The sequence below is a fragment of the Paenibacillus sp. S02 genome, assembly GCF_019454065.1.
Lineage (GTDB): Bacteria > Bacillota > Bacilli > Paenibacillales > Paenibacillaceae > Paenibacillus > Paenibacillus polymyxa_B.
The window spans coordinates 3,218,810-3,235,228 of the sequence record NZ_CP073682.1 but is presented as its reverse complement, the minus strand read 5'-3'; the positions used below and the strand labels follow the sequence as shown (position 1 = coordinate 3,235,228).

The 16,419-nt window shown below is 45.3% G+C and carries 13 protein-coding genes; 12 read left to right on the top strand and 1 reads right to left on the bottom strand.

The window, feature by feature from the left end; all coding sequences use genetic code 11:
• Positions 1–88 precede the first annotated feature (88 nt).
• From KAI36_RS14190 to mobB, 5 genes are all read left to right on the top strand, one after another.
• Entirely contained in the window at positions 89–802 is a 714-nt protein-coding gene (locus KAI36_RS14190) for a hypothetical protein (RefSeq protein WP_025722666.1), read from the top strand.
• Positions 753–1,301, top strand: coding sequence for an accessory gene regulator ArgB-like protein (locus tag KAI36_RS14185; protein ID WP_181127277.1), 549 nt, complete (start codon positions 753–755; stop codon positions 1,299–1,301). Before KAI36_RS14190 ends, KAI36_RS14185 begins: the two co-directional genes overlap by 50 nt.
• On the top strand, positions 1,274–1,405 hold the full coding sequence (locus KAI36_RS27305) for a hypothetical protein (protein ID WP_256703320.1): 132 nt from the start codon (positions 1,274–1,276) through the stop codon (positions 1,403–1,405). The genes KAI36_RS14185 and KAI36_RS27305 overlap by 28 nt, the downstream gene beginning before the upstream one ends.
• 318 nt (positions 1,406–1,723) lie before the next feature.
• Positions 1,724–3,001 carry a molybdopterin molybdotransferase MoeA gene (locus KAI36_RS14180; protein ID WP_220025211.1) on the top strand — a complete coding sequence of 426 codons (1,278 nt, stop codon included), beginning with the start codon at positions 1,724–1,726 and terminating at the stop codon, positions 2,999–3,001.
• Entirely contained in the window at positions 2,998–3,546 is a 549-nt protein-coding gene (gene mobB, locus KAI36_RS14175) for a molybdopterin-guanine dinucleotide biosynthesis protein B (RefSeq protein WP_025722668.1), read from the top strand. The genes KAI36_RS14180 and mobB overlap by 4 nt, the downstream gene beginning before the upstream one ends.
• A 4-nt stretch (positions 3,547–3,550) precedes the next feature.
• Here mobB and xerS read toward each other — a convergent pair whose 3' ends face one another.
• Positions 3,551–4,651 carry a tyrosine recombinase XerS gene (gene xerS / locus KAI36_RS14170; RefSeq protein WP_220025210.1) on the bottom strand — a complete coding sequence of 367 codons (1,101 nt, stop codon included), beginning with the start codon at positions 4,649–4,651 and terminating at the stop codon, positions 3,551–3,553.
• A 116-nt stretch (positions 4,652–4,767) separates the two neighbouring features.
• Between xerS and KAI36_RS14165 the strand changes: the two genes are divergently transcribed.
• From KAI36_RS14165 to KAI36_RS14135, 7 genes are all read left to right on the top strand, one after another.
• Complete coding sequence (locus KAI36_RS14165) at positions 4,768–5,277, top strand: GNAT family N-acetyltransferase (RefSeq protein ID WP_220025209.1); 510 nt, start codon at positions 4,768–4,770, stop codon at positions 5,275–5,277.
• A 284-nt stretch (positions 5,278–5,561) separates the two neighbouring features.
• Positions 5,562–7,178: an ABC transporter substrate-binding protein gene (locus KAI36_RS14160; protein ID WP_220028131.1), complete on the top strand. Its 1,617-nt coding sequence runs from the start codon at positions 5,562–5,564 to the stop codon at positions 7,176–7,178.
• Between the two features lie 49 nt (positions 7,179–7,227).
• Positions 7,228–8,154, top strand: coding sequence for an ABC transporter permease (locus KAI36_RS14155; protein ID WP_220025208.1), 927 nt, complete (start codon positions 7,228–7,230; stop codon positions 8,152–8,154).
• Positions 8,155–8,184: 30 nt separating this feature from the next.
• Positions 8,185–9,081, top strand: a complete 897-nt coding sequence (locus tag KAI36_RS14150; protein ID WP_220025207.1) for an ABC transporter permease — start codon at positions 8,185–8,187, stop codon at positions 9,079–9,081.
• A 45-nt stretch (positions 9,082–9,126) separates the two neighbouring features.
• The gene (locus tag KAI36_RS14145; RefSeq protein WP_220025206.1) at positions 9,127–11,259 is read left to right on the top strand and encodes an ABC transporter ATP-binding protein; all 2,133 of its coding nucleotides are present in this window, start codon (positions 9,127–9,129) and stop codon (positions 11,257–11,259) included.
• Between the two features lie 114 nt (positions 11,260–11,373).
• Positions 11,374–12,546, top strand: coding sequence for a M20 metallopeptidase family protein (locus KAI36_RS14140; RefSeq protein WP_220025205.1), 1,173 nt, complete (start codon positions 11,374–11,376; stop codon positions 12,544–12,546).
• Between the two features lie 471 nt (positions 12,547–13,017).
• Entirely contained in the window at positions 13,018–16,089 is a 3,072-nt protein-coding gene (locus KAI36_RS14135) for a X2-like carbohydrate binding domain-containing protein (protein WP_220025204.1), read from the top strand.
• Positions 16,090–16,419: the final 330 nt, after the last annotated feature.

Below are 16,419 nucleotides of genomic sequence, written 5' to 3'. Positions count from 1 at the left end.
ATATTACCAGTTTACTAGATTATTTCATTGCCACATCTATAAGTAAAATATACAATTACAACAGGCGAAATAAGAGGATGGTGTATCTGTGTTATCTGCTTTTTTATATATATTACTTGGTGTATTCGATGCTTTGGCCGCTGTTATTTTGGTCTTAAAGCTTTATATGCTTCCCGTGAGGGAATATCGCACAAAAATATTATTCTATGCAATTGGCATAGCTTTGTTTTCCTTTCTAATGAGGGAAGTTATAGGCTTGCCTAAATTAGATTTGCCGCTTCAGTATTTGTTAATGGTTATCTTTTTTAGATTTGGTTTAGGGATCAAAACCCATCTAGCAGCTTTTTCTGCTGGTTCTGGTCTAACGGCCTACATTAATTTACAACTTTTTGTATTTCTGTTTGCGTATTTTTTTGGAGTAGCAGAACCAGGTGCTATTAATGATACTTCTGGCTCTTCTATTTACGTTATTCAGTTAACTTCTATTATTATTGCGTGCTTTATTTCTTATATAATGGGAAAATATAACTTTGGTTTCTCGTTTATAATTCAGCCTCCACATGATTTTTTAAGAGCTGAAAATTACTTATCATCCCTAAATAAAATGTTGATTCTAGGTGCTCTAATATCAGCTGTCACCATTTTTATTACTTTGTATATGCTCTATAGCTCAAATACAATAGGATTACTATCCATTTCATTGCTTACTTTCGGCGTGTCGTATTTCTTTTCAGAGAGAGGAGATTATGAGGATGCTAGAAGCGCTATCACGGTACATCGCAACGGAAATAAAAAAAGCTGATCCTGATGGTCCAACAAGTGTAGAAGTGATGGAATATGCGCTTGGTATAAAAATTACCGAAGTGTCTTCGATACTAATGGTTGCGATTATAGCTTGGATGACTGGGCATTTTTGGGGGTCGTTATTAGCTCTAGTAACTATCATGTTTGTAAGAAGATTTTCAGGAGGGGCACACTTCAGCAATCTTACATTTTGTGTCTGTTTTACAACGGCAATATGTGTAACTATACCTCTCGTCTCTTTAAATTTATCAACGATTTTGATTATTAATGCTTGTTCAGTATTAGTGTTTTTAGTTTATGCACCCAATCATTTTATTTATATTCATAAGACCAATAACCACAAATATTATAAAACGGTATGTGTTTTAATTTGTGCGGTGAATTTTTTTGTACAATCCCACATAATATGCTTATCTTTAGCTATTCAAGCATTCAGTATTCTTCCTTTATGGAAAGGAGGTGAACGAAAATGGATAAGAAATTGGCGAGAGCTTTAAGTTTAAGACTGGGAAAATACGCTAACGAATCTACCAAAAACGAAAAAACAGTATTTGGCGCTAAACCGATACCGGCTGAGCTCAAGAAAAAAGAAAAGAACTGATTATGTACAGCGTTACTCTAGACATTATTTTTATACGATCGGGGTAACCGCACAGACTTGCAAGGAAGCTTTTCAGCTATCACGACTTGGTTTTGTGAGATCGAGTCTAACGCATTTGGAGGTACGATTCGAAGAATCTGACTTCACTTGCTCTATGTCTCATAATAAGCTTAAAGCACTTAAAAAGTTATAGAAATGACCCGTAGAATTCACGGGTTATTTTTATTGCCATACATACTTAGACCCCCCCCGATTTGCCAGATAACGGTTTTAGCGTTATAACAGAAAGAGGGCATTTTAGAAGAACGGAGTGAGATTATGAATCATACATCATTAAACTCAGAAAAATTCCAGCGTAAAGCAGTTCAGGTGGAAGAGGCACAAAGCAGGATAGCTAGCTATGTAAAACAGGGTGAAAGGGAAGACGTAGAGCTGGAGCAGGCGCATGGACGTTATTTGGCGATGGATTTGACCGCACCACACCCGTATCCCCGTTTTCGTCGCTCAGGTATGGACGGTTATGCGATCCTTGGCTCGGACACTGAAGTGTGCTCGTCCGGTCAGGAAATCTGGCTACATGTGATTGATGAAATTCCTTGTGGCACCGTATCGGACAAGCGGGTGGAGACTGGAATGGCTGCCCGCATCATGACAGGAGCGCAATTACCTGAAGGAGCGGACACGGTTGTCATGCTGGAAGCGACACAGCTGCGTGAGGAAAACGGACAGACATATGTCGGCTTGAAGAAGCGTATAGAAGCTGGCAAAAATGTGACACAGATTGGTCATGAGATTCAGGAAGGTCGGCTTTTGCTTAGTAAGGGAACCTGCCTGGGAACGGGGCACATCTCGGTACTGGCTACTTTTGGAGTACATCGGGTACCAGTTTACAGGAAGCCAAGGGTGGCCGTTTTTTCTACAGGATCGGAATTACTTGCAGTGGATGAGCCGTTACAACCGGGGAAAATTCGAAACAGTAATACATATATGTTGGCTTCTCAAATTAGAGAGGCAGGAGGAGAGCCGTTTATTTTACAAGCCATTCATGATGATTTGAGCCTTGCCCGTACTTCTGTACGTGAAGCGATAGCTGCCTATGATATCGTGGTCACGAGTGGAGGAGTATCGGTGGGGGATTATGATATTATGGGTGATCTGGTACGACAGGAAGATGTGAATATGCTGTTCAACAAGGTCACGATGCGTCCAGGAAGTGTGACCACAGTCGCAGTGATTGACGGCAAGCTGTTATTTGCGCTTTCAGGTAACCCCGGTGCGTGCTTTGTAGGCTGTGAGCTGTTTGTACGGCCGACGATCCAAATGATGTTATCTTCGGCACATCCATATTTACAAACCTGGACGGCGAAGTTAGGCGCAGATTATATGAAGGTAAACAACTATACACGCTTTGTACGCAGCTCTCTGGAGATACGTGGTGGGCAAGTATACGCGATTCCTGCGCGAGTAGATGAATCCAGTGTCATGGTGACCATTAAGGACAGCGACTGTCTGATCGTGATTCCTCCCACAACAGAAGGATTACGCGAAGGTGAAGAGGTACGTGTACTGGTGTTTCAAGGTGGACAGGTGACGTGAATACGAAACATCCATTTGTATGTCAAATCGTCGGATTCAAAAATACGGGAAAAACGACCTTTCTCGGAGGATTGATTCGTTATGTGCAGAAGTCAGGTCTACGCGTAGCAGTGATCAAGCATGATGGACATGAATTTGAAATGGATCATGAGGGTACAGATACGTACAAGCACCGACAGGCGGGTGCTGAAGGCATAGCTATTGTTTCGGCTGGAAGAACAGCCATTGTAGAGGAGAATAGTCAGCCTGTCACCGGACTGATCCGGCATTTTCAGGCCTATGATTGTGTGTTGCTAGAAGGCTTCAAGCAAGAGGATTATCCGAAGCTGGTCATGGTGCGGGAACAATCGGATGCTCAGCTTACCGATAAGCTGACAAATGTACAGGGAGTAGCGGTTTGGGAGCATCAAATGGATTGGGCTCAAGGTCACTACTCAGATGAAATGATACAGATATTTCCTGCCGAGGCCAACGGACCCGCAGGCCGCTGGCTACTCGAACAGATTCAAAAGCAGATAGAAGGAATGAGGAATGAGCAGGGGTGAGACATCAATCGGCTGAGTCGGTTAGAGTCTCTACCCGCCGTTCGATCGCCTGAGACATGGTTTTGTCAGTCAGGTGAGCATACACTTCTGTTGTTTCTGTCGAAGCGTGCCCCAGCTGTTCCTTTGTTTTGTAAATATCATTTTGTAAATAATAGTCAGTAGCAAAGGAATGACGAAGCTTATGCACGGTAAGGTAAGGCTTGCCGAACCGTTTGGCGTACTTAATGATCATTGCCTGAATCGCTCTTTTGGTCATTCGTTTGCCTTCTGTACTGCCGTTAGGACGTGTGACAAAGAGAGCCTTTTCTTTTTTTGGAGCGCGGTAACGGGTATGTCTCAGGGACAAATAAAGTACGAGATCATCTTTGGATTGCTCGCGGAAATACACCGGCGTTTTAAAGGTTTCGTCGTTATTGCCTTTGCGGTACACATATAATAATTTATTGTTTATGTCTAAATCGTCCAGATTCAGATTGACGATTTCAGATACGCGCAGGCCTGAGTTCAGAATGAGGCTGGCGATGCAGGCATCTCGTTCCTTATTTATTTCATAGGAGTATAACGCCTGCTTGTTATCGGCCAAATCTTGACCATAGCCTTCATAAATATAACCGATGAATTCAAGCAGTTCTTCCTCTTCCAGTATTTTACCTTTAAGCTTGGCCGCCGTATCCTTGGGTTTATGTATACGCTTGATTTCGACCTTGGCCATAATGTTGCGTTTGAGCAATGGATAAAAATTTTCATCCTCAGCGATTTGACTTAAATAATGAAAAAGCGAACGCAGAGACGATAGTTTACGTGAAATGGTTATACGGGAGTTGGAGCCTTCGCGCTTAGTAGACAGAAATAATCGAAAGCCTGTAATACTGTCCATATGAAGTATCTCCAACTCTTCCAATGTGACTTGGGCATTCGTTTCTCCGGTAGACAAGCCTTCCGAGCGAAGCCATGAAAAGAAAGCTTCGTAATCCCGCACATATTCTAGTAATGTGGAAGGGGAAAGGTCGGGCAGCTTATAATCCATAAATTGCTGCACGTACCATGGTAATCCCGGCATTTTTTCATCTAGTTTGCGCCGGTCGATGATCTTTTGTATATTCATTGGGTTCCACCTCGTCCGGTCATAATATATATGTATTTTAGCATATTTTGAACAGCACTGGATGGGATGTAATTCGAAGTTAAAGAACAGATTGAACCGCCAAGAGAGGTGAAAGTATGGGGTATAATATCAAATCGGAACTGAAGCTGTCTATTAAGTGTGTACCGGAGTCGCAAAAGGACATTATTGTACAGCTCATGCAATTTTATTTATATGATTTTACAGCCTATCTTCGAATTGATGTCACTGAGAAGGGGACATTCCCGGCTTATCCAGACTTGTATCAATATTGGACAAGCGGTGAACAGAAGCTACCTTTTCTGATTTGGAGACAGGATATTCCTGTGGGTTTTGCACTCGTTGACCGAATGTCCAGCAATCGAGAAGCTGACTACTACATGGCTGAGTTCTTTGTACTTCGTCCTTATCGGCATAATGGAGTTGGGACTTGGGCGGCTCATGAGCTGTTTGGACGCTTTAACGGACGTTGGAAGGTGACCCAAATGAGCACGAATAGGCCGGCACAATCCTTTTGGCGTAAGGTGATTGGAAGCTATACGAAAGGTGAGTACAGGGAACAGACACATCCGGTAAGAGGGAATATCAGTCAGTTTTTCAATACCTGAAAAATTCGAAATAGGAAGTCAGTAATGAAAAAGAGTCGGGGAGAGTATCCTATCGGCTCTTTTTTGTTGTCAATTCAAGTCTTCTATCCATCTATAGATCATTCCAATTAGAACCTGCATTGACACTATAAAAACGCAGGTATACAGTTATTAGCATAATTCATATATATCTGATTGGAATTATCAACAATGAAACGTCGGCTCCAAAAATGCAATGTAATCATAACATCACCCATCAGATCGGAGAGTGTTTTTAGGTGAAACGAACAAGTCGATTTGCAAAAATGGTAGCTTTAACCCTGTCGATGGTGCTGGTCTTATCGGCATGCTCGGGTAATAGCGGGGCCAATTCTACGAATACTGAGGCGAATGCAGCAGGAGGCGGGCAAGCTGCAGAAGGTGGAGATCTTACCTATGCACTGGCAACATCGCCGGATTCACTGGACCCGCATAAGAGTGGATTGGCAGTAGCATCTCGGGTATATCGTGCGATATTCGATAACTTGGTGGTAAAGCTGCCGGACAATACGATTAAGCCTTGGCTGGCAACCGAATGGAGTGTTTCCGAGGATGGCAAAAGCTATACATTCAAGCTGCGCAAGGATGTTAAGTTCCATGACGGAACCCCGTTTAATGCGGAAGCCGTTAAATTTAGCTATGATCGGATTATTGATCCGCAAGCCGTAGTAGGTAATGCCGCTAACTTGCTGGCTCCCTATGAATCCTCACAAGTGATTGACGAATACACGATTAAATTGAATCTGAAACGACCATCGCAGGCATTTTTGAGCAATTTAAGTGTTCCGGCTGTAGCCATTGTTTCGCCGGCAGGAGTTAAAAAATATGGAGATCAATTCGGTAAGCATCCAGTGGGTACAGGCCCCTTTAAGTTTGTAAAATGGGACGAAAATTCAGAGATCAAAATCGAACGTAACCCAGATTACAAATGGGCACCGGAAACTATTGAGAATCAGGGAGCGCCGTATTTGGGCAGCGTGACCTTTAAAATTGTTCCGGAGGAGGCGACCCGGATCGGCAGTGTGCAGAGTGGGCAGGCTTTGGCCGCTGAAACCGTCCCACCGCAGAACATTTTAATGTTGAAGAGTGACCCTAATTTCCAATTGTTGCAGGTCAACACCCTAGGACTGCCATATACGCTGTTCATTAACCAAAAGAAGACACCGTGGAATGAATTGAAGGCGAGGCAGGCATTACAATATGGTATTGATGTGGGGACGATCGTCAAAACGCTGTATCTAGGAACTTATGAACAGGCTTGGTCGCCACTCACTCCAGGTATTTTTGGATATGATAAATCACTGGAAAACGGTTTGCAGCCTGATCTTAACAAGGCCAATCAATTACTGGATGAGTTGGGGTGGGTTAAGGGAACGGATGGTTTCCGGGTGAAGGATGGACAACGTCTGACGCTGCATTATGTAGACGGAACTCCGAACCGTGAAAAACGAAACGACATTGCAGCCATTATTCAGCAGCAGCTGAAGAAAATCGGTGTTGATGTGAAGATTGAAATTACCAAGGATATTGCAACAGTTGTATATACGAACGGAAACTATGATTTCTACGGAAATAGCCAGGTCAATGTGGACCCGAACGCTTTATATGCTTTTTACCACACAGCGGCACCAAATCAGCGGCCTACACTTCCTAACTTCTCCAATCCAGAGGTCGACAAGCTGTTGGAGCAGGGAGCTATTGAACAGGATGATGTCAAGCGGGAGGAGATTTATAAAAAGGTGCAACAGCTAATCCGTGATCAGGCCGTCATCATTCCGATTTATGTTTTCCCTTATACGGTTGGAGCAGACAAGTCAGTGCAGGGTCTCAAATTCGATTTAGTGGGTTATCCGCTCTTTAACGATGTGCGTATTCAAAAATAGTATTGCTAAATAGTTTCTGGGGCCATCCAGACGGGAAGGAGTGTGGGCTATGATCAGAGCAGTTGCAGAAAGACTGGTTACTTCTTTGTTGGTCATTCTGGGTTCCTGTATTTTGGTATTCAGCATTTTGTATTTGCTTCCGGGGGACCCGGTAGATTCGATTCTTGACCCTTCAACGGCCACGCCAGAGATGATCGCCAATTTGCGTCATAAGCTGGGAGTGGATAAGCCTTTTCATGTTCAGTTTTTGAACTATTTCGGAAATCTGCTACAAGGTGATTTTGGAAAATCACTGCTCAATGCTGATCCGGTGCTGCCTAAAATATGGGTCAATCTCCCGCCTACACTGGCGCTGACGCTTGCAGGTTCTGCTATTTCGGTCATTATCGGTGTCCTGCTTGGAGTGCTGTCGGCCATTCACCGGAATAAGCCGATTGATATCATCGCACGAATCGTTGGATTGTTCGGCATTTCTATGCCCACATTCTGGTCAGGCATTCTGCTGTTGCTTATTTTCTCCATTCACTTGGGATGGCTGCCTGCTATGGGCTCGGACGGTTGGAAAACCCTTGTGCTTCCGTCTCTCACTTTGGGCATTGTCGGTGCAGGGTTCATTGTCAGAATGGTGCGTAACAGTATGCTGGAAGTCATTAATGAGCAGTTCATCGTAACGCTCCGTTCCAAGGGTTTGTCTGAGAAGGTTATTATGTATCGCCATGCGCTACGCAATGCGTTGATTCCAGCGATAACGATGATCGGGATGCTGATGGGAGAAATGCTGGCCGGAGCAGTTGTGAGTGAGACGGTATTTTCACGGCAAGGCATTGGGCGTTTAATTGCGGATGCAATTATGGCTAAAGACTTGCCAGTTGTGCAGGGAGTTGTATTGTTCTCTGCCATCATGTATGTGATCGTAAATCTACTGGTGGATATATCGTATACGTTCATTGATCCAAGGGTTAGACGCTCGGCGTAAGCCGGAAGGATTCAGGGAGGAGGAAAACGGTTGAGAGAAACAATGGCTGCCAAAACAATTTGGAAGGAAAGAAAGCTGCGGGTAGCTCGGCAAACTGGAAGGTGGCGGCTCGGTGGAGTGTCGGATGGGTTCGTATATGCGGCAGGACTGATTATTGTGTTCGTAATCGTCTGTGCGGCGTTTCCGCAATGGATTGCTTCTTATGCACCCACAGAAATGTTAAGCGACCATATATTACAAGGACCGAGTGCGTCTCACTGGTTCGGAACGGACTATTTTGGGCGGGATGTATTCAGTCTGGTTGTTCACGGAAGTCGGGATTCTCTGTTTATTGGCTTTATGTCGGTACTCGTCGGCGGTCTGGTGGGTGGAATTATTGGTGCGCTCTCAGGTTACATTGGCGGTACAGTGGATTCGATACTGATGCGATTTATAGATATTTTGATGACTATTCCCGGAATTCTGCTGGCTTTGGCGATTGCGGCGGCTCTTGGTCCAAGCTTGTTCAATATTGTGCTGGCGGTAGCCATATCTGCTGTCCCCGGTTATGCAAGAGTTATGCGAGGTCAAATTATGAGTATAAAAGGACGTTCTTACGTCACTGCTTCGCGTTCCATCGGAGTTACACCTTTCGGCATCTTTTGGCGTCATGTGCTTCCTAATTCCTTGTCCCCTTTGCTCGTGATGGCGACGCTTGGCATCGGTAGCGCTATTTTAGCCGGATCGGGATTAAGCTTTCTGGGACTTGGCACGGTAAAGGAAATTCCGGATTGGGGAACAGTATTGTCTCAAGGACGAGGATATTTGACCGTAGCTTGGTGGATATGTACCTTTCCTGGCCTAGCTATTACGTTGTTTGTGTTGTCAGTCAATATTTTGGGCGACAAGCTGAGAGACCATTTGGACCCGAAAAAGAACGCAAACTAGCATCAGGGAGCCTATTCTAAAGTGCTATAGAAGGAGGGAGTTCGTTTGTCATCATTGCTGGAGATTGAACATTTGTCGGTCGATTTTCACACTAAAAAAGGTTTGCTGCAAGCACTCGACAACGTATCACTGACGATCAGGGCGGGAGAAACGGTCTGCCTCGTCGGTGAATCCGGTAGCGGAAAAACGATTACCTCCAAGGCGATTATGCGGCTAATCGATTATGAGAACGGACGAATTGCCCAAGGACAAATACGGTTGCAGGGCATAGATTTGACCGTTTTGTCACAGCAGGAATTACGCTCACTTCGTGGCAAAAAGATGGCGATGGTATTTCAAGAGCCGATGTCGGCGTTTGATCCGGTGTACACTATCGGGTATCAACTGATAGAAATCATCATGGAGCATGACCGGAAGACACGAAAGCAAGCATGGGCTCATGCGGTTCATTTGCTGAACAGGGTAGGCATTCCTGAACCGGAAATTCGTATGAAGCAATACCCCGGAGAACTGTCCGGTGGGATGCTGCAACGGGCGATGATTGCAATGGCACTTTCATGTGGCCCTGAGCTGCTAATAGCGGATGAACCAACAACGGCGCTGGATGTAACGATTCAGTCACAAATTTTGCAATTGCTTCAGGAATTAAAGACAGAATTCAACATGTCGATTCTGTTGATTACGCATGATTTGGGTATTGCGGCAGAGGTTGCGGATCGAATTGTTGTGATGTATGCCGGTCGAGTTGTGGAGCAAGCAGCAACGGAAGAACTGTTCGAGCTGCCATTGCACCCTTACACTAGAGGGTTACTTCGTTCGGTGGCAACACTGGATACAGATCGCAGCAGCAAGCTGTTTTCGATCCCGGGGGCAATTCCGAGCCTGAGTGCATTGCCTTCCGGCTGCTTGTTTCACCCGCGTTGCCCGCATGCGACGGATCAATGCAAAAACGAAGCGCCACCGCTGGCAGCCAAGGATGAACGCGAGGTAGCTTGCTGGCATTCGGAGCAATTGGCTGCGTCCGGCGATTGGCTTATTGCAGAGCTATCGGTGAAAGGGCAGATCACGGCAGATGCTGTTGCAAAGGCAACCGAAGTAAAGGAAGAATTGACGAACGTATCTGCTGTTGATGGGGCTAAGGTGAGCAGTCATGGCGTACAGGTAAAGAACTCCCCTAAATCCAATGAGACTATCACGGAAACCGTCCAGAACAAGCAGGACTTGTTTAGAGTGGATGGAATTCGCAAGTATTATCCGGTGAAAAAAAGCTTTCCCGGTCGGACTGGTGCTTCGATCCGGGCGGTGGATGATGTATCGTTCTCAATCCGGCAGGGCGAAACCTTTGGATTGGTTGGAGAATCCGGCAGCGGTAAGTCTACTTTAGGCCGGCTGCTGATGCAGCTGGAACGTCCGACCTCAGGGCAGGTATGGTTCCAGGATCGGGAGCTGACACGTTTAGGAAATTCTGAGTTGCGATCCGTTCGCCGTGATATGCAGATGATTTTTCAAGACCCCTACGGATCACTTGATCCACGGTGGAATGTGGGAGATATCATAGGGGAGCCGCTTGCGGTTCATGAAGGGTTGTATGGCAAGGCAAAGCAGGAACGGGTGGAAGAACTCCTGAGCGCTGTTGGATTATCACCTTCGCTGGTTACGCGGTTTCCGCATGAATTTTCGGGAGGACAGCGGCAGCGTATCGGGATAGCCCGTGCCATTGCTCTGCAACCGCAGTTTATTTTAGCGGATGAGGCAGTGTCGGCTTTGGATGTTTCCGTTCAGGCGCAAATTGTCAATCTGCTTCAGGACTTACAGCGTAAGCTGGATACGACCTATTTGTTTATCGCACACGGATTGCACATTGTTCGCCATATTTCAGACCGGATAGGGGTTATGTACTTGGGGAAACTTGTAGAAATTGCGCCAAGTGACGAATTGTTCAGGCATCCTGCTCATCCGTATACCCGAGGGCTTGTTGCCTCGATACCTAACCCAAATCCGAAAAACCGCCGGGAGCTAATTACGGTACAAGGTGAGATTCCTTCGCCTGCGAAGCCTCCATCCGGCTGTCGTTTTCATACCCGCTGTCCACTAGCGACCTCGCGCTGCCGTGAGGAATCGCCTGAGCTGACAGAGATTAGCACAGGACATTATGCCGCTTGTCATTACCCGGCCTAGGTTCAACCCCCTCCTTTGATCTGCTATCGGCATGATAAGAGAGCTACATTCTACAGGCTGTTCATGGTAAGATAAGGATAGAAGTATATAAATTCAATAGGAAAAGAGGGTATTATGCTAGAAAAATGGGTTCAGGAATTAAAAGATGGTGAACAAGAGCTGATTGCGTGGAGAAGACATCTACATCAGCATCCCGAGCTGTCTTTTGAAGAAACGAATACGTCTGCATTTATCGCCGATCATTTGCGCTCTTTTGGTATTGAGGTAAGAACGAATGTGGGTGGAAACGGTGTGCTCGGGTTTTTAGAAGGCGGTCAGCCAGGTAGAACGATTGCATTTCGTGCTGATTTTGATGCACTTCCCATTCAGGATGAAAAGGGTGTGCCTTATAAATCGACCGTTCCGGGTGTTATGCATGCCTGCGGACATGATGGTCACACGGCTGCGTTACTTGGAGTGGCACGCGTGTTGAGCCATAACCGTGAGGCGCTGAAGGGAAAGCTTGTGTTTATTTTTCAACATGCGGAAGAAAAACCGCCTGGCGGAGCCAAGTTTATGATTGAGGATGGCTGTCTGGATGGGGTAGAGGCGGTATATGGTATTCACCTCGCATCTGAAATTCCTTTTGGTAAAATTGGATTAAAGAGTGGACCCGCGATGGCGGCTGTCGACGCGTTTACGATCCAGATCAACGGTAAAGGCGGGCATGGCGCACGACCGCATCAGACGGTGGACTCTATTGTTATCGGCAGTCAAATTGTGAACGGGTTGCAGCAGGTGGTTAGTCGCAGGGTGGACCCTATTGAATCAGCAGTGTTAACGATTGGGGTATTTCAAGCTGGAACTGCCTTTAATGTGATTGCAGATAAGGCCAAAATTGAAGGCACCGTACGTACGTTTAATAAGGAAGTGCGTAAGGAAGTCGAGAATGAAATTCGCAGTATCGTCAAGGGGTTGACTGAGGCTTATCATGCCGGATACGAAATTGACTATCTGAATGGCTATCCTTCTTTGGTGAATGCCGAAGCCGAAACGGAACGTGTACGCGAGCTCATCGGCCGACTGTATGGAGCAGACGCTTTTTTGGATTTGAAGCCGGTCATGGGAGCAGAGGATTTTGCTTATTATTTGGAGCAACGACCAGGAGCCTTCATTCATGTGGGTGCACGCAATGAGGATGAACCAACGCATTTTGCTCATCACCATCCTCACTTTGATTTTGATGAGCGGGCATTGCTCGTCTCAGGGCATATTTTTTTAGCTCTGGCGCTTGAATACTTGCAATAATAGGCATATGTTTATGACTGACGACGTATAACGGAAGCTGGAACCGCGCATAGCGCGGTTTTTTGTTGTAAATCAAAGTATTTTGACACCCATAAAGAATGAAAATGAAGTAATTAATTCACTACATGAAAAATTCATAATAGAATTAAATAAAAGGTATTAACTCTGAAGGAAGTTCAAACCTCCTATTATAAGCTGCGGAGCAGGAGATAAAATTGTATTATCTTGATTTTTCGCACAAGGAAATGGGAAAAAGATGACGAATCTATTGAGCAAGACAACAATGTAAGCGCTAACAAAAAAGTGTTGCACCGTATTTATTGGGATTGAATGGGGGTGAGTCTGAGAGGACATTTGTCAGAATTGTGAGAAGCAACGATAACGATAGGAACGAATTCAGAATCGGCTGATTACTTTTATCCCAAAATGACTCGCAAATTCAATTGATAATGAAGAAGGAGGTTGAATTCATTGACTAAGGCAAAAAACAGGTTGAGAATTGCTTGTTTGGCGCTTGTGGTAGCGGGTGCTTCCTGGACAGGAATGATAGCACCGGCTCATGCTGCTTCAAGTGACGATTACAGTTGGAAAAGTGTCGTTACGGGTGGAGGTGGTGGTTTTGTACCTGGCATTATTTTTAATGAAACGGAAAAAGACCTAATCTATGCCCGTACAGATATTGGAGGAGCTTACCGCTGGAATGCTGCCAATGAGAGTTGGATTCCGCTGACGGATTCTGTGGGCTGGGAGGATTGGAACAAAAATGGTGTCGATGCACTAGCGACTGATCCTGTTGATCCGAATCGTGTATATATAGCTACAGGTACGTATACTAATTCATGGGATAAACAAAATGGGCAAATTATGCGTTCTACCGACAGGGGCAATACGTGGCAGACAACCAAGCTTCCTTTTAAGGTGGGGGGTAATATGCCGGGGCGTTCAATGGGTGAACGTCTGACGATTGATCCAAATAAGAATAATATTTTGTTCTTTGGAGCTCGAAGTGGTAATGGACTATGGAAAAGCTCTGATTTTGGAGCAACTTGGAGCAAGGTAAGCAGTTTCCCGAATCCAGGGACGTATGTACAGGATCCTTCCAATGAATATACCAGCGACATTGTCGGTTTAGCGTGGATCACCTTTGACAAAAAAACAGGCTCTTCCAGTAAAGCAACGCAGACGATCTATGTAGGTGTTGCAGATAAAAAGCAAAGTGTCTATCGCAGTACAGATGGCGGGACAACCTGGTCTGCTATAGCGGGACAGCCTACGGGCTATTTGCCACATCACGGTGTGTTATCACCGGACGGTAACCTGTATATTTCGTATAGCGATGGAGCAGGTCCATATGATGGATCAAAGGGTGAACTGTGGAAATTGAATACAGCAAGCGGGCAGTGGACTAACATTAGCCCCATAGGTAGCAGTAGTGCGGACAATCATTTTGGATATGGTGGACTGACGGTGGATGCCCAGAAGCCAGGTACACTCATGGTTGCTACGTTGAATGCCTGGTGGCCGGATGAAACGATTTATCGCAGCACTGATAGTGGGGCAACTTGGAGTCCTATTTGGGAATTTGATGGTTATCCGTCTCGTAAGCTGAAATACAATCTGGATATAAGCGGTGCGCCTTGGCTGACTTTCAATGCCAACCCTGCTCCACCGGAAGTATCGCCCAAGCTGGGGTGGATGATTGGAGATCTGGAGATAGATCCATTTAATTCAGACCATATGTTGTACGGCACCGGAGCTACGATTTATGGTTCTAAAAATCTGACCAATTGGGATAAAGGAGGAAAGCTGGATATTTCAGTAGCCGCTAAAGGGGTAGAGGAAACGGCAATTTTGGATCTGGTGAGCCCTCCAACCGGCGCGCCTTTGGTGAGCGCAGTAGGTGATGTCTCTGGATTCAGACATGACGATTTATTCAAGGCTCCAGCTAAAATGCTGGATAATCCGACCTTTACAAGCAGCGAAAGCATTGATTATGCCGAGCTGAATCCTTCTTTTATGGCCCGGGTAGGTAAAGCGGATTATAAAAAAGATCCAAATGCCAAATCCATCGGTTTTTCCAATGATGGCGGAGCCAACTGGTATAAAGCAAATAGCGAGCCTTCCGGTACAGCAGGAGGAGGCAGCATCGCCGTAGCAGCAGATGGTAATGGCTTGCTGTGGAGTACATCAGACAAAGGTGTGTTCTACTCCAAAACTGGCGGCAACTCATGGACAGCAAGCACAGGGATTCCAGCGAATGCAAAGATCGTCTCTGACCGAGTGAACCCTAATAAATATTACGCATTTGCCTCCGGGAAAATATATGTGAGCACCAATGGAGGCGTATCCTTTACGCCATCAGCGGCAACTGGCTTACCGACAGCAGGCAATGCTGATATTGATGCTGTACGAGGATCAGAAGGAGATGTGTGGTTCGCCGGAGGCTCCGAGGATGGAGGACCATACGGCTTATGGCATTCCAAGGATTCCGGCGCTACGTTCACCAAGCTCTCTAATGTGCAGGAAGCGGATTTTGTAGGCTTTGGTAAGGCAGCGCCGAACCGTACGAATGCAGCGGTATTTATCGTTGGTAAAATTGATGGTACACGTGGATTTTACCGTTCGGACGATGCTGGCGCAAACTGGGCGCGCATTAATGATGACAAGCATCAATATGCTCGAGTGACCAAAATTATTGGGGACCCTCGGGTATATGGACGTGCTTATCTGGGAACGAATGGCCGCGGCATTCTGGTGGCAGATCGTGTGGGTGGTGATCAGCCATCTACTGGGCAAGCAAGTATTTCACCAACGACTGCAACCTATGGAGTGAATAATAGCAATACAGATCTTACTGTCAAGCTAACACTTAATGGCAATACGCTAGAAGCTATCAAGCAGGGGAGTGTGGTGTTGAACAAAGGTGAAGATTATACGCTTAGTGAAGAAACAGTCGTTCTTACCAACAAGTATTTATCTAAACTTCCTAAAGGAGAGACTACGCTAAACTTCCATTTTAGTACAGGCAATGATGCGTTATTCACGATTACGGTGAAAGGAGATACGCCAAGTGAGCCGGGAACAGGCGAGGGCATTCTGAAGGTGCAAACCTTCAATGGGAATGTATCCGCCACAAGCAATACAATCAGTTCCAAATTTAAAATAACCAATACGGGAACCTCATCAATTTCCCTAGCAGACGTGACATTGCGTTATTATTACACCATTAACGGGGAGAAAGCACAAAATTTCTTCACGGATTGGTCGAGCGTCGGTACAGGGAATGTGATTGCTAGCTTCAAAACATTATCCAATGCGAAGCCAGGGGCAGATTCTTATGCAGAAATCGGGTTTAAATCGGCTGCTGGTTCTTTAGAACCCGGTCAAAGTGTGGAGTTGCAAACCCGGATATCCAAAGAGGACTGGAGCAGTTACACACAAACCGATGATTATTCATTTAATCCCACAGCAAACAGTTTACAAGATTCTGCTAAAATAACCGCTTACCTGTCTGGAAGCAAGCAATGGGGAATTGAGCCATAAATCTTAATAAGGATAATCCTAAGTCAGCCACTCTAATGAGTGAGCTGGCTTTATTTTTGACGACCTTATTGTCCCGCATTCTTTTTTTTGGAAAAAGCAACGACAAGTTGAAAACAGCAACTAATAGAGATTCAAATTAAATCATATAATTATTTCATTATATGAAAAATTCATAATAGAAAAAAACTCTTTCTCGCATACAATCTCCACAAAACAAACACACCACTTTAAGTAGAAAAAGAAACACTGACAGGAACATATGTTCTTTTATCTCGAAAAAGAAACGCTCCTGTCCTTAGACAACAAGCGTCTCTAATCAAATTTTTATAT